Annotated in this window: 11 protein-coding genes; all 11 read right to left on the reverse strand. The window is 39.7% G+C overall.

From position 1 onward, the window contains the following. Window positions 1-10: 10 nt before the first annotated feature. On the reverse strand, window positions 11-856 hold the full coding sequence (gene ahlS, locus RCJ95_RS15580; protein ID WP_004231440.1) for an AhlS family quorum-quenching N-acyl homoserine lactonase: 846 nt from the start codon (window positions 854-856) through the stop codon (window positions 11-13). 20 nt (window positions 857-876) lie between these two features. Further along, a complete protein-coding gene (locus RCJ95_RS15585; protein ID WP_257522442.1) occupies window positions 877-2298 on the reverse strand; it encodes an aldehyde dehydrogenase family protein in 1422 nt (473 codons plus the stop codon). A 100-nt stretch (window positions 2299-2398) separates the two neighbouring features. After that, the gene (locus RCJ95_RS15590) at window positions 2399-3400 is read right to left on the reverse strand and encodes a LacI family DNA-binding transcriptional regulator (RefSeq protein ID WP_263081901.1); all 1002 of its coding nucleotides are present in this window, start codon (window positions 3398-3400) and stop codon (window positions 2399-2401) included. 72 nt (window positions 3401-3472) lie between these two features. After that, window positions 3473-4693 carry an RtcB family protein gene (locus RCJ95_RS15595; protein WP_337977017.1) on the reverse strand — a complete coding sequence of 407 codons (1221 nt, stop codon included), beginning with the start codon at window positions 4691-4693 and terminating at the stop codon, window positions 3473-3475. Window positions 4694-4797: 104 nt separating this feature from the next. Continuing rightward, window positions 4798-6648 carry a dynamin family protein gene (locus RCJ95_RS15600; RefSeq protein WP_446722457.1) on the reverse strand — a complete coding sequence of 617 codons (1851 nt, stop codon included), beginning with the start codon at window positions 6646-6648 and terminating at the stop codon, window positions 4798-4800. Window positions 6649-6904: 256 nt separating this feature from the next. Next, window positions 6905-7789 (reverse strand): ribokinase, encoded by an 885-nt coding sequence (gene rbsK / locus RCJ95_RS15605; protein WP_446722458.1) that lies wholly within the window; start codon window positions 7787-7789, stop codon window positions 6905-6907. 399 nt (window positions 7790-8188) lie between these two features. Then, the gene (leuD, locus tag RCJ95_RS15610) at window positions 8189-8779 is read right to left on the reverse strand and encodes a 3-isopropylmalate dehydratase small subunit (RefSeq protein WP_257522447.1); all 591 of its coding nucleotides are present in this window, start codon (window positions 8777-8779) and stop codon (window positions 8189-8191) included. A gap of 32 nt (window positions 8780-8811) precedes the next feature. Further along, the gene (gene leuC, locus RCJ95_RS15615; protein WP_274769428.1) at window positions 8812-10221 is read right to left on the reverse strand and encodes a 3-isopropylmalate dehydratase large subunit; all 1410 of its coding nucleotides are present in this window, start codon (window positions 10219-10221) and stop codon (window positions 8812-8814) included. 17 nt (window positions 10222-10238) lie between these two features. Continuing rightward, window positions 10239-11339, reverse strand: a complete 1101-nt coding sequence (gene leuB, locus RCJ95_RS15620) for a 3-isopropylmalate dehydrogenase (RefSeq protein WP_205444110.1) — start codon at window positions 11337-11339, stop codon at window positions 10239-10241. A 184-nt stretch (window positions 11340-11523) separates the two neighbouring features. Then, a complete protein-coding gene (locus RCJ95_RS15625) occupies window positions 11524-13059 on the reverse strand; it encodes a 2-isopropylmalate synthase (protein ID WP_221680262.1) in 1536 nt (511 codons plus the stop codon). After that, window positions 13046-14080: a ketol-acid reductoisomerase gene (gene ilvC / locus RCJ95_RS15630; RefSeq protein ID WP_016991908.1), complete on the reverse strand. Its 1035-nt coding sequence runs from the start codon at window positions 14078-14080 to the stop codon at window positions 13046-13048. The genes RCJ95_RS15625 and ilvC overlap by 14 nt, the downstream gene beginning before the upstream one ends. Between the last annotated feature and the right edge of the window lie 72 nt (window positions 14081-14152).

The raw sequence follows: 14152 nt of genomic DNA on the forward strand, positions 1-14152 counted from the left end.
CTACTCCTATCTATTCATAATAGCCTTCCGTCGATTTTCTAAATGATTTAAATTGAATAGGATCATGGCCAAACCATACTTGTGAATTTGTTTCATGTGCTAGTCTTCGAATCCGTTCCACAGTCGTATTATAACCTACAGAATCATAGATAATGCCTGGTGGCTTGACAGGAGGGCCAAAGCTTTCTGCCGTATAAATAGCATCTGAAGCCAAGATAATACCACCTGTGTCAGGCATTTGAATATGCAAACCTAGCATTCCCCAAGCATGACCACTACCAAAATTTAATACTTGTATCCCTTCAGCTAGTTTTACATGATCCTCGCCACGTTTGATTAAGCGCCATTGTAGATTGTTTTTTATCCACATATCAATGTCACCCCAAACATAGGCACCGTCTTTCACGTTTCTAGCATATGTTTGTAATGTGCCATTAAACTCATCTTCCTGTACAATAATTGTCGCATTTGTAAAGAGTTCTAAGCACCCTGCATGGTCGAGATGCAAATGGGAAGCAACAACATATTTGATATCCTCTGGACGAACATTTAATTCTTCTAGACGATGATGTAAATAGCATTCTTCTGGCATATTAATAGGAAATGCTTTTTGCGTAAATTCACCCCATCGCCCTTCTGGACCCATCGAGTTTGGATTGCATGCTGTATCAAATAGAATTTTGCCTTCTGGATGATCAATCAGTACTGTATAAACAGGGAATTCAACAAATTCATTTGGCTGGTTTGGATGATCGATGGTTGCGGGATTATGCATCGCAATCATATAATTTTTATCCATTCGCATCGTACCATTGTCCATCACATACAATTTTGGATGTTGTTTAATCATTTTCATTTTCCCATCTCCATTCGTGATTATTGGTTATTCCAAATTACTAGCTTCATTTCCGTCATTTCTTCTAACGCATATTTAATGCCTTCTCGGCCTGTGCCGCTTTCCTTTACACCACCATATGGCATGTGATCTACTCGATAAGTAGGTACATCATTAATGATGACCCCACCAACGTGCAATGCTTTTGTAGCCTGAAAAGCTGTCTGAATAGAAGGAGTGAAGATGCCTGCCTGTAGGCCATAGTGAGAATCATTGATAGCCGCTATCCCTTCATCAATGGTGGATACCGTATTGACGATAACAACAGGTGCAAAAATTTCTTCACAGGATACACGACTCTGTGGTTGAACATTATATAAAACAGTGGGCAATAAAATATGATTGTCAATGTGACCACCTGTAATTACTTGTGCCCCTTCAGCTACTGCCTCTTCAATCCATTGATAAGCACGCTGTTGTTCAGCTTGTGAAATCATCATAGCAAGATCTGTTTGATTATCCATTGGATCACCAATTGTAAGCTGCTCTATTTTTTCCTTCAGCCGTATTAAAAATTCCTCCACCATACTTTCCATGACATAGATACGTTGTAAAGAAATGCAGACTTGACCTTGGTTGGAAAAGGCCCCCATCACAATGCGATCCATAATACGCTCAAGCTGTACCCCTTCGTCTATAATTACTCCTGCATTGGAACCTAATTCTAAGGTTACTTTCTTCAAGCCTGCACGATTGCGTAGAGAAATCCCTACAGCTGGACTTCCTGTAAACGTTATCATCTTAACATTGGGATGTGCTAAAAATGCATCGCCTACTAATTTACCTTGTCCAGTTACAAGATTAAAGGCACCTGCTGGTAAATTTGTTTGCGTCAATAATTTTGCCAAAAAATGGGCTGATAGTGCTGTTTGTGTGGCAGGTTTCAATACAATGGTATTGCCTGCAGCTAATGCTGGCCCAACTTTGTGTGCTACTAGATTTTGCGGAAAGTTAAATGGTGTAATCGCTGCCACAACACCGATTGGCTCTCTTAATGTATAAGCAAAGCGCCCCTCTCCATTTTTTGATGCATCCATTGGAACCATTTCACCAGTAAGTCGCTTTGCTTCTTCTGCCGCAAATTTATAGGTTTCAACTGTGCGATCAATTTCAGCGTAAGCATACTTTAACGGTTTGGCTGATTCCATTGCAATGATACTTGCTGCTTCATCTCTATTTTCTGCAAAAAGGGTGGATAACTGCTCTAATATCTCTGCTCGTTGAAAAGCAGTTAATGCCGCCATTTGAGGAGCTGCAGCATGCGCACTTTCAATGGCCTCCTGTACATCTTTTTCAGTGGCCATCGCAAAGTGTGCCAATACCTCTTGCGAATAGGGAGCTTGGATCTCCATCCATTCAGCAGTCATCTTCCATTCTCCATTGATCCATAAGCCCTTTTTCAATCGTAATTCACTCCTTTCTTTTTATGGTTACGTATTCATTTCAGAAAATAAAGAAATGAATACGTAACCATTTTGGTGTAAAAAATAAACTGATGGTCTATCAGTTTATTTTACACGTTGTATTTCTTGGGAAAATCTTAACAGACTCTGTTTGTCTAATGCAAGTATTTTTTTTCTCCATTACCTCAAATAATTTTTCGATAGCAATAAAACCTAAGTTCTCTTCTGATGTTAAACCTACTGTTGTTAAGGCAATAGAGTGATGTTTACTAAGTTCTACATTATCAATACCAATGATATTAAAATCTCTCGGGACCTGAAAACCTCTCTCTAAACAAAGATTCAATATTTCAATGGCAATGGCATCGGTAGCAGCACAAATAGCTGTTGGTCTTTTTTCGAGTTGTAAAAGTTCTGTAAACGCTCGTTCAATATCTATTTTATTGGTGTTCGTTAAAAAAGTAGGCACTAATTTTGCATCTAGCCCATAATCCTGTAAAGCTTGTTCAAATCCCAGATAGCGTCCATGGAAGGTGCTCATTTGATGTGGCCCCCCTATCCAACATAAAGAGTCATGCCCTAATGATAGGACATGATTGGTCGCAAGGTAACCTGCTTGAACATTATCAATTTCCACAAAATGTCTATTCTCTTTATGCTTACGGTTAAACATAATAAATGGAATAGCTAGTTTCTCTAGTTTATAAAATAAATCATCCTGATACAGCATAGAAGACAAAATAATTGCGTCTGCTTTCGTTTCTAAAACTGCATTGTAGATTGAATTTAGATTATCCTCTGTGCCAAAATAGACATTCACTTTATAGCCACGTGCATTAACATAATTCACGATAGCTGTAGTTGTATCAACAAAAAAAGGGTTGTGTAAGGGCCCCGAAATCAATGTAATAATGCCTGTTTTTTTCTGAACAAGCGATCTTGCTATATCATTTGGCACATAGTTAAGCTCCTCTATCGCCTGCATTACTTTTTTAATTGTTTTTGGCTTAACAAGCTCTGGTGTATTCAATACTCTAGATACAGTTGTTTGTGAGACACCAGCATGCTTCGCCACATCTTTTGAAGAAACCAAAAAAACCACCCATTTCATCATTGTGAAGCTATATTATACCATTTATAGAATAATGATTATAGTGATGATTCCTTCTCTCCCTTAACCCTTTCGCTCAAATGGCTTTGCAGCTTCACTTGCTTTAAAGTTATAGACAGGTTTAATCACTTTGACAATATCTACAGTTTCCCCAATCGCAGAAGTAATTTCGGTCATCGGCTTATAGGCCATTGGCGCCTCATCCAAGGTTTCTTCATTGACTGATGTTGTCCAAATCCCCTGCATCGTATCTTTAAAATCGGCCATATTCAAAGCTTTTTTCGCTGCGCGTCGTGAAAACATACGTCCTGCTCCATGAGGGGCTGAATAATTCCATTCTGCATTGCCTTTCCCTATACAAATCAGAGATCCATCCCGCATATTCATTGGAATAACTAGCTTTTCACCTTTATTTGCACGAACAGCCCCTTTGCGAAGCGTCATCGTTTCTGTATCGATATAGTTATGAATCGTATCAAACGTATCCGTAAAATGCCAATCCATCTGTTTAGCAATGGTTTCTGCAATGGTCCAACGATTCATCCGTGCAAATTGCTGTGCAATCTTCATATCATGGATATAATCATGGAAAGCTTCCCCCTCTAAATATGACAAGTCTTTTGGAACGAACGGTGTTTGTTCTTTATAGGCTTGTATCATGGATTGGATCTCTTGATGTCGTCCTTGCTGTTTCAATGCTTCTATTTTCTCTGTCAAATCTTCTCGACGTAAATTATCATAAGCTCTTTTTTGATGCCAATTAGCAACCTTTGCCCCTACATATCGTGACCCCGTATGGATGAGCAAATAGTGCTGATCATCTTCATCTTTGGCAAGTTCAATAAAATGGTTGCCTCCTCCAAGTGTACCTAATGACAAGTTCGTATAGTCTTCTTTCAAGCCACTTGCTCGAAATTGTTTCCCTTCAAACTCCACAAAATGTCGGCTTGGCGATACTTCTTTATGAATATCCTGCCCACTTGGTACATATGTGCGAATGATGGCATCGAGTTGAGCAAAATCAACGGTCGTTACGTCTAATTGTGCTACAAATACACCACACCCCACATCAATGCCTACAAGATTTGGTACAACACGGTCTTGCAATTGGATGGTCGTGCCAATGACACATCCCTTACCTGCATGATAATCTGGCATAATACGTACTTTAGTGCCTGCCATGAAAGCCTGATCTGTTAATTCTTGAATCTGATCAACAGCTGTTTGTAATGCTGTTTGCGCAAAAATTTTAGCATTCGTAAAGCGTCCATTTATTTCAATCAAGTGTATCCCTCCTTACTACTTATACGTAAAACTGGAATGATTTGTTTCATGTCATAAAGAAAACGTTCTAAAAGCATGCTACCTTTAGAACGTTTGGTGAAAACCTAATCTTCATATTGGACAACTAATTTTTTGGGTATTTCGGGTATATCATTTGATTTTACATCTTCTTCCCTTAAGGCAAGCATTTGCAGGGGATATTTTTCTTGCACCACAAAAGGTATTGCAATACTTTCCATTTTATTATTCATTTGACTTCGTGCCAGTAAGCCATTGTTTGATAAATCAATGGCTAAAATAGCCTGAACAGTTTCCTCAAGCATGGCAATATCCTTCGATTTCAACGGCATTTGCTCATTCATTAAAAATGGTTGAAGATGCTCTTTTATATAACCCTGTGCTTCGATTAAGCAAGAAAATTCATTTAGTTTTTCAGCATAGCGCTTTAACTGACGCTTATCTTTTGCACGCTGTTGATTTAGTTTCTGTACCTTTTGTTCAATACGGCTCATGCGTTCTTTCACTAAGTCAATCAAAAAAGGCTGTGTGTCTCGAATTGCCTGTAGCATTGAAACCTCTGCCTGTTGTACCATGGCATATTGGGCGATACAAACCTCTTGCTGCTCATTTAGTTTTTGAACACGCTCTTTGAAAAATTCATTTTGTGTATGTTGGCTAAAGAAAGCTTTCATTAGACCTTTACCATGAATTTTTTTATGTTGTGCATCTAAACGCTCATATTCGCGTAAATACTCACTGTGCATGTTGCGGTATTCACGCAACATTTGTTGATAGTGCACAGCAATTTCGGTAAATTCTTCCACCTTGGAATCTTGTAAATAATCATGTTGCGCTATCGTTTGTAATAGCTGATACAGTGTTTGAACCTGTTTAAACGTGTTCGCTACCTGTTCATATTCTTGCTCATATTCTTTGACAATTGCTAAGTCACGTTGATAGCGAGAATATTCATATTGGGTATCGCCTGCGTATTTTTCAATATTCTCTACAGCAGATTGAAATGGATCTCGTTGTGGAATTACAGTCAATTCGAAGCGGAATCGTTCAAGCCATTGTAAGAAGCGAATTAGGATGGCATATGTTTTTTTATCACTATTTTCGGCCACACGATGAATGTGAGCAATTAATTGATCATACTGACTTTTTTGCCAAAGCTCATGACTGTCTGTTTGTTTGGCTACTAGTGCATTAATTGCTGAAATCCCTATAAAATCACTCATCAAATGACCAATACGTTGTTGTTCAGAGTCCATAAATGCTGTGGCATGTTCCTCATCATCGATGCCATTGATGACACATAAAGGTTCAACACCTTTATTTTTTAACGTTTCAATCAATAGAAGTTCAGCATCCATTGCCATTGAACCAGCGCGTAACACCCAGAAAATTTCATCAACACGGTTCATAAGCGCCTCTGAAAAATAAGCCATTTCTCCCCCGCCTGCTTCTAATGACACAGAATCAATGATTGTCACGGATTTTAACAAATCATTTTTCAAATAGACTTCTAGGTAATCTAAATGTTCACGTAAAATCTGGGAAGCAAACGTATCGCCAGTTGTTAGTAGTTCTAATTTACTGAGATCAAATACAGCGACAACACCATCTAAAAAATAAGCTTTAATCTCTTCTTGCTCGCCGTATCGTATAAACGTATTTACACTTGTTGGATGCTGATCATCTACCGATAATATTTCGCGTCCTAGAAGGCCATTCACAAGTGTTGTTTTGCCCACCCGCTCTTTTCCAACTATTAAAATCATGGTCTGGTTATTGGCATCTTGAATGATTCGATTTAAATGTTTTGCTGTATCTTTCACATATGTATTTTGGACGATGATGCCGTACAAGTGTCGTAGTTGGTCAACAAATTGCGGCAAAATATTATTCGCTGAGGTGGCATTTTCGATTGGCGTATTGTCAATGTTCGTCATCCTCAAAACCTCTTTTCGTATGTATCTATAAGACCATTATAAATGAAACTATGGCTTTTCTAATACATGGATTGATGAAAAGAGGACAATATACTTATACGTTTATACCACAAATAGGAATTCATCCTTACACCCATTTCCTGTCTGCCTCATATATGATTGCTACACAGACTAAAGGGTATAGTCCAGACTATGAGTTTAGAAGTATAAGGCTTGGAGATTTCTATCCAAGGTTGCTGAGTAGCTGACATTTGACCTATTCCTCCAAACCTACCATACGAGCATAAACAGCTCCAAGTGTTGGCATTCCACCTTGAGCACCTAATTTCTCTACAGATAAGGAAGCAGCGATATTAGCAAAATATACAGCCTCATCCAACGATTGCCCTTCTACTAAAGCATGGGCTAAAGCCCCATTAAAGGTATCACCAGCCCCCGTTGTATCCACGACTGTTGTCATATAACCTGGAACATGAATTGGATAGGAGCCATCGAAATAACGTGCACCGTCACTTCCTAATGTCACGATTAATTTATTAGGATATTTTTCTAAAACTTGTTCCACTGGCTCGTTAAAAATTTCAGCACATTCTGTCTCGTTGGGTGTTAAATAGGTAATATCCTCCATCCACTGCACATCAAAATTGGCTGCTGGAGCAGGGTTCAACAGTATTGGAACACCCGCTTCTTTACATAAATGAATGGCATGGGCTGTCGTCTCTTTAGGGATTTCAAGCTGTATAATTACCAAGTGACTTTTTTGTATCACCTCTTTTGAAGCTTCAAGATGGGATATGCTTAAGTCATAATTAGCTCCCGGTACGACAACAATTCGATTATCGTTCTTGTAAATAAGTATATTAGCAATGCCTGTAGGAGCAGTGGTGCTTTTTACAATGGCGTTTGTCTGAATCTGCTCTTGCTGTAAAACGGCATGTAATGTCTCACCAAAATGATCATTCCCTAAACAGCCAACCATCGCCACCTCACTGCCAAGACGAGCTGCGGCAACTGCTTGATTAGCCCCTTTTCCTCCTGGAACTGTTTGAAACGAGTTACCTAGAATGGTTTCCCCCTGCTTTGGAAAAGCATTCATTTGTACAACTAAATCCATATTTAAACTTCCTATAACTGTAATCATTGAATTCCTACCTTTCATCTTTTGATCAAACAAAAAACAACTGAAATGAGCAGTATCATTTCAGTAGCTTAACAGTATAAATTTCGTATAAACTCACAAATCTACTAGATACCTATCAAGTTCAAACACGACCTTATAAACAGTAATATTTCGAAAGCTAATCCGATCTTGTTTCGTGAACCACTCGGATTATCTTCCTATACTTCATACTGAGCAATGCTTGAGATAAGCCACAAACGTTTCCAAAAGCAGGCTGGACTAGCTCTTGTAACATTCAAAATCTTTTTTACTATGATAATATTGTCGATGCTTTCTTTATTATAAAGAATTTCTTATGGGAAATGAACTACACACAAAAAAAACTGAAGACAACATCCAATTTGTCTTCAGTCATATCAATTAATAGGCTACTCGCTTCGCCTCATATGCGGCGATGTGTTCCTCATATTTAAAGGTTAAGGCGATTTCATCCCAACCATTCAGTAACGTTTCTTTATAGTACGGGTCAATTGTAAAATGATAGACTGTACCATCTTCCCCTGTTACGGTTTGCTCTACAAGATTTACTTCCATACTATAGGGCTTTGCTAACCCTTTTGCTAAAATAGCATCACATTCCGATTCTGTTAGCTTAATCGGTAAGATACCGTTTTTGAAGCAGTTATTATGAAAAATATCTGCAAAAGAAGGTGCAATGACAACGTTAAAACCGTAATCTAAAATAGCCCATGGTGCATGTTCACGAGAGGAGCCACAGCCGAAATTATCTTGCGCCACTAGAATTTTAGATTCTTTAAATTCAGGTTTATTTAATACAAAGTCAGCTATTTCATTCCCTTGTGCATCGAAACGCCAATGGTAAAATAAAAACTGTCCAAAACCTGTGCGCTCAATACGTTTTAGAAATTCTTTTGAAATAATTTGATCGGTATCAACATTTTTTCTATCAAGTGGTGTGATGACACTATTTACGATATTAATTGGTTCCATTTTTCAATCATCCCTTTCGAGTAAAGCAAGACTTACACCGTTTCCTTCACAAATTCACGTACATCGACAAAGTGACCTGCAATCGCAGCGGCTGCTGCCATTGGTGGGGACACTAAATGTGTACGAGCTCCTGCGCCCTGACGTCCTTCAAAGTTGCGGTTTGAGGTAGAGGCACAGCGTTCTCCAGCTGGTACGACATCATCATTCATCGCAAGACACATCGAGCAACCAGACTCTCGCCATTCAAAGCCTGCATCTATAAATATTTTATCTAAACCTTCTGCCTCTGCTTGTTTTTTCGTTGTATGTGAGCCTGGGACAACGATGGCTGTGACTTTGTCATGCACCTTACGCCCTTTGATAACATCAGCAGCTGCACGCAAATCACTAATGCGTGAGTTTGTGCAGGAGCCAATGAAGACATGCTGGATGTCAATGGATGTTAATGGCTGTCCTTCCTCTAAGCCCATATAGGCAAGTGCTTTTTGAAGTGCCGCCTTGTCAGATTCATCCTCATAATCTGCTTGTGTTGGAACATGCCCAGAAACACCAGTACCCATTGATGGGTTTGTTCCCCACGTAATGATTGGTTCAATTTCTTCAGCTTTTATAATACGAACCGTATCGTACGTTGCATCTTCGTCTGAAGCAAGACTTAACCAGTAAGCGGTTGCTTCTTCCAATTTTTCTCCCTGCGGTGCATATTTGCGTCCACGAATATAATCGACTGTTGTTTGGTCAGGTGAGATAAGCCCAGCTTTTGCCCCTGCCTCAATTGACATATTACAAATAGTCATGCGTTCTTCCATAGATAGTTTGTGGATAGCCTCTCCAGTGAATTCCACAATATGTCCTGTACCAACACCAATACCGAACTTGGCAATGATGGCTAAGATAATATCCTTTGCCGCTACCCCAACTGGTAGCTCCCCTTCGACACGAATCTCCATCGTTTTCGGCTTATTTTGCCATAGCGTTTGCGTCGATAATACATGCTCCACCTCTGATGTCCCAATACCAAATGCAATGGCCCCAAAGGCACCGTGAGTCGATGTATGAGAATCACCACAAACAATCGTTTTACCAGGCTGTGTTAATCCAAGCTCTGGCCCAATAACATGGACAATCCCTTGGTCAGGGTGACCCATGCCTGCTAACTCAACACCAAATTCCTCAGCATTTTTAGCTAATGTTTCGATTTGATTGCGTGCAATGGGATCCTGGATAGTTGGTAAATTTTTTGTTGGTACGTTATGATCCATTGTGGCAAAGCTTAAATCAGGACGACGCACTTTACGTCCGTTCATACGTAACCCTTCAAAAGCTTGCGGAGATGTTACTTCATGAATTAAATGAAGATCAATATATAACAGGTCCGGTTTGCCCTCTTCCTGATAAACAACATGTTTATCCCAAATCTTTTCAATTATATTTTTACCCATTGTCTTCACCTATTTCTTTAAATATATGTTGTCATAATACTTTGTGATACAAAGCTAGTATCAATTTCGTTAATTACCTTATCTGTCCATTCATTAGTCGATAAAACGCGACTGCCGTCGCGAGCAAGATCTGCTGTAAAGTAGCCATCATCAAATACTGCACTTACAGCGCGTTCAATTTCTGCTGCTTCTTCTTTTAAGCCGAATGAATATTGCAGCATCATCGCTACGGATAAAATGGTTGCAGCGGGATTTGCTACACCTTGCCCTGCAATTTCTGGTGCGGAGCCATGTACTGGTTCATATAAGCCAAAATTATCACCACGAATGGATGCGGATGGTAAAACACCTAGAGAACCAGTAATAACAGATGCTTCATCACTTAAAATATCACCAAACATATTTTCAGTAACGACTACATCATAGTGTCCAGGATTTGTAATAAGTTTCATTGCAACAGAGTCTACTAGGTTATGTTCTACGATTACATCTGGATACTCTTTTTTCTTTGCTTCTACAACTTCACGCCATAAGCGACTTGTTTCAAGCACATTCGCCTTGTCAACAGAGCATAATTTGCCACCACGTAAACGTGCTAGTTCAAAGGCATTTTCAACGATACGCTCTACCTCTGCTTTAGAGTAAACGGTTGTATCAATTGCGCCATTTTCAGTACGCATACGTGGTTCCCCGAAGTATACGCCGCCTGTTAGTTCACGTACAATCATTAAATCAACGTTCTCAGCCACTTCACGCTTTAATGGTGAAGCATCTAGTAAACTCGGGAACGCCTTTACTGGACGTAGATTGGCAAATAAATCGAAGTGTTTCCGAATTCGCAGTAACCCTTTCTCTGGGCGTAATTCAGGAGGGTTTTGATCCCACTTTGGACCACCTACAGCTCCTAATAAAATCGCATCACTATTTTCACACATCTCGATCGTTTCATCCGGTAATGGATTGTTGTGCTGGTCGATTGCAGCACCACCAATTGTTGCATATCCTAAATGAAATGTATGATTAAATCGTTTACCAATCACCTGTAATACACGTACAGCAGAAGCAACAACCTCTGGCCCAATTCCATCACCGGGAAGTACTGTAATTTTTCTCTCCATCGTCAAAACACCTTTCTTTGTATAGCGTATTCGCTAATTTAGTAAAGACGCTCACCTACCTTTTATCGAGGTGAGCGTAGTCATTACGTCTAAGCGTAATTTTTGGTTAATTGATACAATACGCCATGACTTCATTGCATCCGACTTGTGAATGGTACTTCATACAATTCACTACCTTAGAAACCTATACAGGATGTGCGCGAAGGCATGCTTGAATTAAATGACGGTTAATAGCATTTAAATAAGCTTTTGCCGATGCTTCTAAAACATCTTGAGAGGAATTACGGCCTGTAGTCGAAACCTCATCATAGCGAATATTTATAACCGCTTCACCCAGTGCATCTCGTCCTTTGCCAACCGATGTCACACGGTAATCAATGACATGCACAGCTCCAGGTACAAGTTGCTCCAGTGTATTAAAAATGGCTTCTACTGAACCAGAGCCAGTAGCTACAACGGTTTTCTCTAGTCCCTCAGGTGTAAGCACAATAGCTGTCGCTGTAGGAATATTTTCAGTACCATATTGCACCTGCACCATTTTCAAATCAAAGAGTGGTACATCTTCTACTTGAACTTGTTGCTCAGTAAGAAGAGTGAGTAAATCTTCCTCTGTAATTTCTTTTTTACGATCAGCCAATTTTTTAAATTCCACAAATGCTTTGTTCAACTTTTCATCAGAAAGATGGAAGCCCATTGTTTCAGCACGATCACGGAAGGCTGCACGACCAGAATGTTTCCCGAGAACTAATGGTATTTCACCTTCGCCGATTAAAGCAGGTGAAATAATTTCATAGGTTTCTGGATTTTTTAAGACACCGTCTTGATGGATGCCCGATTCGTGTGCGAATGCATTTCTTCCTACAATCGCTTTATTTGGCTGAATCACAACATTTGTCAATTTACTGACTAATTGAGACGTACGTTTAATTTCTTGCAACTGAATGCCTGTTTGCACCTGATAAATGTCCTTGCGAATATGAAGTGCTACAGCAATTTCCTCGAGTGCCACATTACCTGCGCGTTCGCCGATACCATTGATCGTTCCTTCGACTTGTGCAGCACCATTTTCTATTGCGGCAATCGTATTAGCTGTTGCCATCCCTAAATCATCATGACAATGGGCAGAGAATTTCACTTTGTCAGCACCTTTGACATTTTCCAGTAGGAACTTAAATAATGCACCATATTCTTGTGGGGATGCATACCCTACAGTGTCTGGAACATTAATCGTTGTTGCACCAGCAGCAACCACTTCGTTCATAATTCGCACTAAAAATTCTCGATCAGAGCGGAATGCATCCTCAGCAGACCATTGTACAAGTGGGAAGAACTTTTTAGCGTATTTAACAGCCTCTACCGCTTGCTCCACCACTTGATCAGGAGATTTTTTTAATTTGTATTCCATATGAATAGGTGATGTGGCTAGAAAAATATGAATATGTGGCTGTTGTGCTACTTTTATCGCTTCCCATGTAGCATCAATATCCTTTTGGATACAGCGAGCTAGCCCCGTCACAATGGAATTTTTTACTGTACCTGCAATGCGATGGACCGCATCAAAGTCACCGGGTGACGAAGCAGGAAATCCTGCTTCTATAATTGTCACACCAAGGCGCTCTAATTGTTTGGCAATTTCAATCTTCTCGGCTGTGTTTAAGTTGATCCCAGCAGATTGTTCACCATCGCGAAGCGTAGTATCGAAAATATCAATTTTTCGCACTTGTCGCCACTTCTCTCACAACTTTTTCTTTACCTTCGTTGATGAATGGCATCATAGCACGTAGTTTCGCGCCCACTTCTTCGATTTGATGGTTCGCACCAGCTTCTTTGAATTTTGTATATTCTGGACGACCATTTTCATTTTCTTGAATCCAACGACGAGCAAATGTACCATCTTGGATATCTGTTAATACATCCTTCATACGAGCTTTTACAGACTCATCGATGATGCGTGGTCCTGCAACATAATCTCCCCACTCTGCTGTATCTGAAACTGAGTAGCGCATTGTTGCCATACCGCCCTCAAACATTAGGTCAACAATTAATTTAAGCTCATGTAGTGTTTCAAAGTAAGCTAATTCTGGTTGATAACCAGCCTCTACTAATGTTTCGAATCCTGCTCTTACTAGCTGTGTTGCCCCACCACAAAGTACCGCTTGTTCACCAAACAAGTCTGTCTCTGTTTCTTCTTTGAATGTTGTTTCAAGAAGTCCACCACGTGCAGCACCGATTCCTTTACCATACGCAAGCGCTAAATCTTTTGCTTGACCTGTAGCATCTTGGTGAATAGCGAATAGTCCTGGTACACCAGCACCTTCTTGGAATTGACGACGAACTAGATGTCCTGGTCCTTTTGGTGCTACTAAAAATACGTCAACATCTGCTGGTGGTGTAATTTGACCGAAATGAATATTGAAGCCATGTGCAAACATCAATGCTTTACCAGCTTGTAAATGTGGCGCAATTTCCGCTTCATAAACTGCTTTTTGACGCTCATCTGGTAATAGAATTTGGATAACATCTGCTTCTTGTGCTGCTTCAGCCACTGTTTTCACGTCAATACCATCTGCTTTTGCCGCATCGAAAGATCCACCTGGACGAACCCCTACTACCACATCAAAACCTGATTCTTTAAGGTTTAAAGCATGTGCATGACCTTGTGAACCGTAACCGATAATTGCGATTTTCTTTCCTTTTAATACGTCCTCGTTGATATTTTGCTCATAGTACATTGTAGCCATAGTTAATTTCCTCCTAGAATATGTTTTGTTTTTTTTATAGCTTTAGATAACTTACGCTGTCTATCAAGCTAT

The sequence above is a fragment of the Lysinibacillus sp. BSL11 genome (genome assembly GCF_052928325.1).